This is a genomic window from Streptomyces sp. SolWspMP-5a-2, from assembly GCF_900091845.1.
In the GTDB taxonomy this organism is placed as follows: Bacteria; Actinomycetota; Actinomycetes; order Streptomycetales; family Streptomycetaceae; genus Streptomyces; species Streptomyces doudnae.
In genome coordinates this window covers 1-9,467 of the sequence record NZ_FMCI01000228.1, presented here as the reverse complement: position 1 = coordinate 9,467, position 9,467 = coordinate 1, and the positions used below count along the sequence as shown (strand labels likewise).

8 protein-coding genes and 1 pseudogene are annotated in these 9,467 nt (G+C 74.8%); 6 read left to right on the top strand and 3 right to left on the bottom strand.

Annotation, left to right across the window (positions count from 1 at the left end; genetic code table 11):
- Nucleotides 1–709: lytic polysaccharide monooxygenase auxiliary activity family 9 protein (locus GA0115242_RS22850; RefSeq protein WP_093831407.1), on the bottom strand; the 709-nt coding region annotated here is incomplete at its 3' end.
- An 87-nt stretch (nt 710–796) separates the two neighbouring features.
- Complete coding sequence (locus tag GA0115242_RS22845) at nt 797–1,432, bottom strand: ScbR family autoregulator-binding transcription factor (protein WP_093831405.1); 636 nt, start codon at nt 1,430–1,432, stop codon at nt 797–799.
- Nucleotides 1,433–1,803: 371 nt separating this feature from the next.
- Here GA0115242_RS22845 and GA0115242_RS22840 point away from each other — a divergent pair, with 371 nt between their 5' ends.
- From GA0115242_RS22840 to GA0115242_RS22815, 6 genes are all read left to right on the top strand, one after another.
- Nucleotides 1,804–2,451, top strand: coding sequence for a ScbR family autoregulator-binding transcription factor (locus tag GA0115242_RS22840; protein WP_093831403.1), 648 nt, complete (start codon nt 1,804–1,806; stop codon nt 2,449–2,451).
- A 22-nt stretch (nt 2,452–2,473) separates the two neighbouring features.
- Entirely contained in the window at nt 2,474–3,649 is a 1,176-nt protein-coding gene (locus GA0115242_RS22835) for a damage-control phosphatase ARMT1 family protein (protein ID WP_093831401.1), read from the top strand.
- 69 nt (nt 3,650–3,718) lie between these two features.
- Complete coding sequence (locus GA0115242_RS22830; protein ID WP_093831399.1) at nt 3,719–6,046, top strand: GTPase-associated protein 1-related protein; 2,328 nt, start codon at nt 3,719–3,721, stop codon at nt 6,044–6,046.
- A 186-nt stretch (nt 6,047–6,232) separates the two neighbouring features.
- Nucleotides 6,233–6,892 carry a vWA domain-containing protein gene (locus GA0115242_RS22825; RefSeq protein ID WP_093831411.1) on the top strand — a complete coding sequence of 220 codons (660 nt, stop codon included), beginning with the start codon at nt 6,233–6,235 and terminating at the stop codon, nt 6,890–6,892.
- Nucleotides 6,889–7,779, top strand: a complete 891-nt coding sequence (locus GA0115242_RS22820; RefSeq protein ID WP_161353252.1) for a protein phosphatase 2C domain-containing protein — start codon at nt 6,889–6,891, stop codon at nt 7,777–7,779. Before GA0115242_RS22825 ends, GA0115242_RS22820 begins: the two co-directional genes overlap by 4 nt.
- A gap of 22 nt (nt 7,780–7,801) precedes the next feature.
- On the top strand, nt 7,802–9,154 hold the full coding sequence (locus GA0115242_RS22815; RefSeq protein WP_176729886.1) for a serine/threonine protein kinase: 1,353 nt from the start codon (nt 7,802–7,804) through the stop codon (nt 9,152–9,154).
- Between the two features lie 73 nt (nt 9,155–9,227).
- Here GA0115242_RS22815 and GA0115242_RS22810 read toward each other — a convergent pair.
- Nucleotides 9,228–9,467 (bottom strand): annotated as a pseudogene (locus GA0115242_RS22810) (hypothetical protein); the annotation flags it as partial.

The following is a 9,467-nucleotide window of genomic DNA, read 5'->3' as shown; positions in this document are numbered from 1 at the left end:
ACGGGCTCGGCGCCGCCGTCCGCGGCGCCGGGTCCGCCCCTCGCGTCGCGGCCGGGGCGCTCGCTCCGGCGCGCCCGGCCGCCGGGAACACCACGTCCGAGCACGAGTAGTAGGTGTCCGGCGTGCTGGTGTTCTGCCAGACGGTGAACAGCACGTGCGGTCCCGTCCGGTCGGCGGGCAGCGTCGCGCCGATCCGGTACGCGCCGCCCGTCAGGGGCGGGTCGGTGACCTGCGCGAACGGCTGCGTCGCCAGGTCGGACCAGGTCAGCGGCTTCCGGGGGTCGTAGCCCTGCTTGGTCAGATACAGCTTGAAGGTGCCGGTGTGGGCGATCGTCGAGGCGTACCGCATCGTCATGCGCGCGCCGGGCGCCAGCCGGGTCGTGGGCCAGTCGGCACGCGCCAGATCCAGCCCCTTGTAGGCGGGCAGCCCGCCGCTGCACAGCCTGCCGTCCGGGATCGTCTGCCGGTCCCGGCCGCCCACGTTCGCCACCCGCAGGTTGTCCCACGCCGTGAAGGGACCCCCGTTGGCCGCGACGGCGGCCCGGCAGGCGGCCGTCCCCGTCGAGGCGCCCTCGGGGGAGCAGGCGTAGACCCGGGACGCCGGATCGACGGGAGCGCCGTGCGCCAGCGCGGGACCGGCCGCCCACAGCAGCAGGGGAGCGGTGACGGCGGCTGCCAGGGCGGTGCGGTGTGCGGTCATCCGGGGCATCCGGAACGTCTCCTCGGCCGGCGCGGAACGGGCGTGCTCCCGGGAAGTACGGGGCGCGGCCCCCGCGCGTTCACCGCAGGGACGAGGTCAGCCGAGGTCCTCCGTGACCCGGGAACCCCGGTCGGACGCGGCGTCTATCCGGGGCAGCAGTCCCGGTACGGCGATGCTGGGCAGCACATGGGACCACATCACCGCGACGCGGTGCGCCAGATCGGCCCGTTCGGTCAGCGCCCTGGACATCAACTGGATCCCGGCGAGCGAGCCCACCAGCATCTCCACCGTCTCCCGCGGGTCCACCGAGGGCAGCAACTCGCCCTGTTCGCGGGCCTGTCGCAGCAGCCAGGTCAGATGGTCGGCCCACCGGCGGAACAGCCCCGCGTGGTCGACGCTCTGCGGCGCGCACTGGTCGACGGCCAGCCGCACCCCGCCCTTGAGCAGCGGGTCGTCCAGCAGGCGGCAGGCCAGCACGAAGGTGACGTCGACCATCTCCTGGAGCTTGCACGGCCGCACCGGCACCGTCTCGAGGGGCGGCCGCTCGGCCAGCACCGCGCGGGCCAGGGACTCCTTGGAGGGGAAGTGGAAGTACAGGGCGCCCTTGGTGACTTCGGCCCGTTCCAGCACCATCGCGATCGTGGTGGCGGCGTACCCGTGCTCGTCGAAGACGGCGCCCGCCGCCTCCAGGATCGTTCTGCGCGTCCTGATGCCGCGCTGCTGTCTCGCCATGACCGCCCCTCAGCCGCTCCCGGCCGGCCGGCGCCCCCGGCGTGCGCAGAACCGGTCGCACGTCGCAGTGGGCCGTCTGCGTCTCATTGAAAACCAACCGGTCGCCTCGTACTCTAGCGCTCACCGGCGCGGGCGCCCGGCCGCACCGGTCCGCCGCGGTGAAAGAGGGGAGCGCGAGGCGGGCAGAGGCGGGTGACACGCGTCGGATCGGGTTCAAGTCCCGGCAGCGCAGCGGAGTTTCGCGGTCTTGGAATATGCCGCGATCACCGTCGCACCGTGAGCTATCGTGTACGGGGAGTGAGAAACAAACGGCATGACCCGTTCTTTCGCGTCCCAGGAGTGTTCGGTCCCGTCCCAGGAGTGTTCAGTCGATGGTGAGGCAGTTACGCGCCGAGCAGACCCGCGCGACGATCATCACGGCGGCGGCAGACCTGTTCGACCGCTGCGGCTACGAGTCGACCAGCCTCAGTGACATCGTCGAACACGCCCATGTCACCAAAGGCGCCCTCTACTTCCACTTCGCGGCGAAGGAAGACCTCGCGCACGCCATCATGGAGATCCAGTCCCGCACCCTGCGTGAGGTGACGACCGAGATGGACGCCCGCGGCCACACCTGCCTGGAGACGCTGATGCGGATCACCTTCGGCATCGCCCGGCTCTCCGTCGAGGGCCCCGTCCAGCGCGCCGGACTCCGCCTCGCCACCGGCCCCGTCGAGGTCCGCCCGCCGCTCACCCACCCGTTCACCGAATGGCGCGACATCGCCGCCCGCAAACTGCACGGCGCGATGAAGGAGTCCGACATCCACCCGGACATCGACGTGGAGGCGGTCGCGCACGCCCTCGTCAGCTGGTTCGTCGGCACCCGCGTCGTCGGCCGCTCCCTCGAACCCGTCGCCCGGCAGCCGCGCCGGGTCGCCGAGATGTGGCACGTCATGATCCGCGGCATGGTCCCGGTCACCCGCCGCGCCCGCTACCTCAACCTCGCCTCCCGCCTGGAGCGGGAGATCAGGCCCGTCTGACCAGCGCGCTACGGTGGGTCACATGCCCGCCACCCCGACCGCCCCCGTGATCCTCGGCGACGAACCCGGCTCCTTCCCGCACAGCGTCCTCGCCGAACGCCACCCCGCGATCGTCCGGCAGGTCAGAGACGCCTTCCCGTACGACCCCACCCGGCACCGCGCCCTCGACGCGCTCCTCGCCAACTGCGCCGACGGCGCCGTCGAACCCCTCGCCGCCACCGCGCACGACCGCGACCTGTGGAGCGCCTGGGGCCTCGGCGCCCACACCGGACGCTCCTGGTACGACATCCCCTGGCTCTGGTCGGAGAGCTACTTCTACCGCAGGCTGCTCGACGCCGTCGGCTACTTCGGCCCCGGGCCCTGGCAGGGCATCGACCCCTTCCGCCCGTGCAAGCTCGCCGAACTCGACGCCCCCGAGACCGGCGAGGAACTCGCCGCCCTCGACGGCCTCGCCGACCTGCCCGCCGCCGAACAGGCCCGCGCCCTGCTGCACGGCTCCCTCTGGGGCAACCGCGCCGACCTCGGCTTCCGCCTCTCCGGCGGCGGGGCCGCCGCGGAACCGGTCCCCGCGCTGGTCGCCGACGACAGCGACGCCCTCTGGTCGCTGCTCCCGTCCGACGGCGCCGGCACCCTCTGCCTGATCGCCGACAACGCGGGCCGCGAACTCGTCCCCGACCTGCTCCTCGTCGCGCACCTGCTGGAGCGCGGGCGCGTCGGCCGCGCCGTCCTGCACGTCAAGCCGTACCCCTACTACGTCTCCGACGCCACCACCGCCGACGTCGTCGACGCCCTCACCCGGCTGGTCCGCGCCGAAGGACGCGCCGCCGGGTACGGCAGCCTGCTGTGGTCCGCGATGGCCGACGGCACCCTCACCGTCCGCGCCCACCCCTTCTCCGCCGGACCCCTGCCCTACGCCGACCTCCCGGCCGACCTGCGCGCCGAACTCGCCACCGCCGCCCTCACCGTGGTCAAGGGCGACCTCAACTACCGCCGCCTGGTGGGCGATCGGCGCTGGCCCGCCACCACCCCGTTCGCCGACGTCACCGCCCACTTCCCGAGCCCGGTCGCCGCCCTGCGCACCCTGAAGTCGGACGTCGTCACCGGACTGACCCCCGCCACCGAGGCCGCGCTCGACGCCGCCGAGGGCCCCCGCTGGCGCACCGGCGGCACCCACGCCCTCATCCAGGTACGCCCCTGACCGGCCCCCGCCCCGGTCCAACTTCGCCGTCCTCCTGCGCTGTTCCACGCGGATCGCCAGAATCGGGACATGGCGATCCGTGAACTCAGCTATGTGCTCCACCGCGATCCCGACACCGGAGCCGACCGGCTCACCCCCACCACCGAGGTCCCCGACGGCGTACCGGACGGACCGGTGGAACGGGTCATCGCCGCCACCCACCGCGGCGCGCTCTCGGCGGCCCTCAGCCACACCCGGCTCCCGCACCGCGCGGGCGGCACCCTGCTGTGCAGCGCCCGCCACGACGAGGAGGCCGCCGGGGTGCGGGTCGACGCGCGCTGGGCGCCCGACGGCGACTGGCCGCGCTGGCCCGTCGACTCCTGGCGGCCCCGCGCCCTGCCCGGCGGTCCGGGCACCGACGCCTTCGCCCCCGCAGGACGGCTCTGGGACGAGGCCCTGCTCGCCAAGTTCGCCGCCGACCGGGGCGAGCGCCTCGCCCCCTTCCTCGCCGACGTCCGCCGCCTCTTCGCCGACCCGGCCGGACGGCAGATCGTGCTCGCCGAGGAGGACCAGGAGACCGTCGCCCGCTGGATCGCCCTCGCCTGCGCCTCGCTGCCGGTCCCGCTCGCCCGCGCCCTGACCTTCACCACCGCCGCCGACGACCCGGCCGCCGCACCGCAGCAGATCGTCGGCGTCGGACCCGGCCTCGACACCGCCGTCTTCGACCGGTTCGACCTGGTCACCCGCACCCACCTGTTCCGCGTCCACGACGGACTCGGCGGCCCCGGCAGCCCGCGCGCCACCGACCCCTGGGCCGAACTCACCGCCTGGCTCTGGCGCGCGGGCGCCGCACCCCGCCCCACCGACCGCCCCGAGGACGCCTTCGCGCTCCTGCCGCTCGCCCGCCGCGCCCTGCGCGTCCCCGACTGGGACGGCCTCGGCGCCGACCTGCCGCGCACCCTCCTGGACACCGCCGCCCGCGCCGCCGCCGAGGACACCACCGACGCCGACACCGTGCGCGACCTCACCGACCTCTGCTCCCGGGCCGCCGCCCTCCCCGGCCTCGACGTCCAGCCGCTCGCCGCCGCCCTGCTGCGCCGCCGCCTGCGCACCGCGGGCCCGCCGGGCGTGGACGCCGTCCTGTCCGCCGCCGTCGACCTGCCGCTCGACCCCGGGACCCGGCGGGCGGTCCGCGCCGAGTACGGGCCGCCGCCCGAGGACGACCTGCGCTCCCTGCTCCTCACCCCGCCGGGACCGTCCTGGGGCAGGCCGCTGCGCACCCTGCTCGGGACCGGCCCGGCCGAGGACCCGGTCGTCGACGACGCCGTGAGCGCGCTCGCCCGCGCCCTCGCCCGCCCCGAGGACCGCAGGACCTGCGCCGACACCGTGGCCCTCCTTGACAGCCTCGGCGACCGCGCGTTCACCCGGCGGGTCGTCGACCGGCTGGCCCGCGGCGCGGGCGAGACCCGGCTCCAGGCGCTGCGCGCGCTCGCGAGGTCACCGCACGCCGACTGGCTGAGCGGCCACCTCGACGGCGCCCCGCTCGCCGTCCGCCTCGCCGTCTCGGCCGGCCGCCTGGGCCGCGGCGCGTACGGGCTGAGCGGCGTCGACCTCTGGACCGAACTGGTCCACGCCCACCTGGACGGCGAGATCTCCGACACCGCGACCGTACGGATGCTGTGGACCCTCGTCTGGCCGGGCCGCAACGGCGGCCCCACCCCGAGGGAGCAGGGCCGGGTCACCGAGGTCTGCCCGCCGGGCCTGATCGCCGAGGCCGGACTCGCCGACCGGCTCACCTTCTGGCTCAGGAACCCCCAGCACCTCGACCGCCCCTACATCGCCTTCGCCCGCGAGGCCGCCCGCGCCCCCGGACGGCTGCCGGAGGCCGACCTCGCCGTCGCCCAACTCGTCTGCCTGGCACACGACTTCGCGGCCGGACGGGAACCCCTCGCGGACACCATGCGCCGCTGCCCCACGCTCAAGGCGCGTGCCGGGCGGCTCGGCACCGTCCTCGACGACGCCGTCGACTACTGGCTCGCCCACGGCATGGCCCGCAGCGACCCCGAGGAACTGCGCCGCACCGGTGCCCTGCACCGCGTCGCCACCGGCCGGATGGCCCTCATCAGGCACTACGGCGACGCCGTCCGCGAGGCACAGGCGCACGGCGGCGCGCTCGACCCGGCGGCCCTGCGCGACCCCCGCCGGGTCGCCTCCCTCTTCCTGGTCTGGACGGACGCGGTCGACGGCGCCAAGGGCGGCTGGCGCCAGCTCTCCGGCGAACTCCTCCTCGACGTCCTCGGCGCCGTCCTGCCGCAGCTCGACGAACGCGCACTGGGCGAGGTCGCCACCCTGCTCGCCGGACGCGGCGGCGAACGCGGAGTGCAGGCCTGGAACAAGTGGCGCCAGGGAATGCGGTGACCCGCGAGGCGCGTGCGCCGGGTGCGCCCCCGGTTCACCCCTCGGCGCCCGCCAATCCCCGCACGCGCCCGATCCGCCGACCTTTTCTCAACTAGGCTGACAAAGAAGGAAATCGGGCCCGTTCACGGCCCGACCTCGGGGGAGAGGACCAACGTGAGCGACACTTTCGACCTCCCGGGCGGCAGCATGGCGAGCCGCCCCGTGCACTTCATCTGGCTGCTGGACTGTTCCGGCTCCATGGGCGTCAACGGCAAGATCGCCGAACTGAACTTCGCCATCCGCGAGGCCGTCCCGGAGATGCAGTCCGCCGCCCGCTCCAACCCCGGCGCCACCCTGCTGGTGCGGGCCGTGTCCTTCGCCAGCGGCGCGAGCTGGCACATCGACGAACCCACCCCCGTCGACCAGTTCACCTGGGAGGACCTGCACACCTACGGCGGCACCGACATGGGCGCCGCGTTCCGGCTCGCCGCCGGGGCGCTGCAGACCCCGCCCATGCCGCAGCGCGCCCTGCCACCGGTGCTGGCCCTCGTCTCCGACGGACAGCCCACCGACGACTGGCGGGCCGGACTGCGCGCCGTCGACGACACGCCCTGGGGCCGCCGCGCCGTCCGCGTCGCCCTCGCCATCGGCGACGACGCCGACAAGAGCATGCTCAAGGAGTTCCTCGCCAACCCCGAACTCGAACCCCTCCAGGCGAAGAACCCGCGCCAGCTCGCCGCCGCCATCCGCTGGATGTCCACCGCCGTCAAGGCCGCCTCCACGCCCAAGGCCGACGGCGCGGGACCGGTCCAGGCCCCGCCGCCGGTGGCCCTGGACAAGGGCGAGGGCGAAGACCCCATCTGGTGACGGGCGTCGTGGCCCCGGCCGAAGGGTGGGAACTCCTCGAAGGCGCGGTGAAGGGCGCCGCCAAGAAGTACAGCCAGGACCGCTGCGCCGCCCGCCGTCTCGCCGACGGGCGCGCGGTGGTGCTCGCCGTCGCGGACGGCCACGGATCGGCGCCGCACTTCCGCAGCGACCTCGGCGCCCGCTGGGCCGTCGACGCGTTCCTCGCCTGCGCCGGGGAGTTCGCCCGCGCGGCCGTCGACCACGACGACCCGGACCGCCCCGACGACGACAGCCACTGGTGGGAGACGCTCGCCGACCTGCGCGCCGAGGCCCGCAGACTGCCCCGGCTGGTCACCCACCGCTGGCTCCAGCGGGCCACCCTGCACGACGCCAACGCCCCCGCCCACGGCCGCCCCTGGCGCGGCACCGAGGGCCCCGACCTCACCGCCTACGGCACCACCCTGGTCGGCGCCGTCCTCACCCGGCGGCTGCTGGTCTGCTGGCAGCTCGGCGACGGCGACGTCGTCGTCCTGGACGCCGCCGGGACGCCGTACACCCCCCTCTACACCGGGCCCGACCTCGGTGACGAGACGGACTCGCTCTGCGCGCCCGAGGCCTGGCACCGGGCCCGCTGCCACTGGCAGCCGCTGACCAGCGAGGGCCCCTCCGGGCTGCTGCTCTCCACCGACGGGCTCTCCAAGAGCTTCACCGACCACCAGGGCTTCCTCGACTTCGCGGCGGGCGTGCACGGCCGCGCCCACGAACTGGGGATGCCCGCCGTGCAGAACCGGCTCCCGGAGTGGCTCGCCCACGCCGCCCAGTTCTCCGGCGACGACACCACCCTCGTGGGCGCCTTCGAGGCGACGGGCCCGGCCGGGCCCCGCTGCGACGAACCGCCCCGGACCTGAGCACGAGAGGAAACCGAACCCCATGGTGAACGGCATGCTCGCCCCCGGGCAGACCCTGGTGACCGAGGAGGGGGAGCGGGTCAAGGTCGCCGAGATGTTCGGCTCCGGCGGCCAGGGCGAGGTCTACCGGGTCCACACCCGCAAGGGCGACCGCGCCCTGAAGTGGTACTACCCGCAGCTCGCCGACGCCCGCCAGCGGCAGATCCTCGACGGGCTCATCGGCTGCTCCTGGAGCGACGACCGGTTCCTGTGGCCGCAGACCGTCGTCGTCGACCCCGACGGCAGGCACCCCGGCTTCGGCTACCTGATGAACGTGCGCCCCGACCGCTTCCACGACCTGCCCGCGCTGTTCCGCCGCGAACCCGAACTCGCCGCCACCACCCAGCGCACCCTGATCATGGCCGCCCTGCACACCGTCGAGGCCTATCGCGCCCTGCACGGCAAGGGCATCGCCTACCGGGACATCAACTGGGGCAACATCTTCTTCGACCCGCGCACCGGGGACGTCCTGGTCTGCGACAACGACAACGCCGTCTTCGAGGGCGAGGACGCGGGCGTCACCGGCACCATGGACTTCATGGCGCCCGAGCTGGTCCGCGGCGACCACGGCGGACGCCCCGGCATCCAGACCGACCTGCACTCCCTCGCCGTCCTGCTGTTCCTGCTCCTGATGAACCACCACCCCCTCGAAGGCGCCCTCGCGCTGCGCATCCGCTGCATGGACGAGAAGGCCCGCAAGAAGCTCTACGGCACCGACCCGGTCTTCCTCTACGACCCGGGCGACGCCCGCAACCGGCCGGTCCCCGAGGAGCAGCAGACCGTCGTCGCCACCTGGAACGCCCTCCCGCCGCTGCTGCGCGACCTGTTCGTGCAGACCTTCACCGACGGGCTGCGCCACCCGGCCAGGCGGGTCCGCGAGGGACAGTGGCGGGACGCCCTCAGCGAGGTCCTCGACACCATCTGCCTCTGCGCCTCCTGCGGCCGCCAGAACCTCACCGAACCCGAGGGCCCCGCCCCGCGGTGCTGGGGCTGCGGCAACCGTGTCGACCTGCCGCCCCGCCTCCAGCTCACCACCGGCACCGCCACCTCCCGCAGCCGCCCGCGCTCGCTGCGGCTCGGCCCGCAGGCCCGGATGTACGTCCACCACCTGGCCGTGGAGGCGGAGCGGCACGACTTCACCGCTGTCGTCGCCGAGGTCACCGAACACCCCAGGCAGCGCGGGCGGTTCGGCATCACCAACCGGTCGGCCGACCGCTGGACGGCCCGCCGCGCCGACGGCTCCGTGCATGAGGTCGACCCGGGCCGCACCGTCGCCCTCAGCACCGGCCTGCAACTGGAGTTCGGCGGCGGCGCCGAGGCGGTCGTCCGGGACTGACCGCCGCCACCGCCACCCGCCACCCGCCTCATCCGCGGAAGGGCCACCGCCGCAGCCACCGCCACCACCCGCCTCATCCGCGGAAGGGCCACCGCCGCGGCCACCGCCATCGGCGGCCGGGGCGCGGCGGGCCGAGCGGCGGCCACAACGGCGGCGGCAGCGCGGCCAGTTCGGCGTGGGCCGCGTCCGCCGGGACCGACAGCGCGTCCGGCCGGGGGAGCGCCGTCACCGTCACCCGGTGGGCGCCCGCCGTGACCGGGAACGCGGCGACACCGTCGGCGAGGAAGCGGCTGCGCGCCACCCGGCGCTCCCC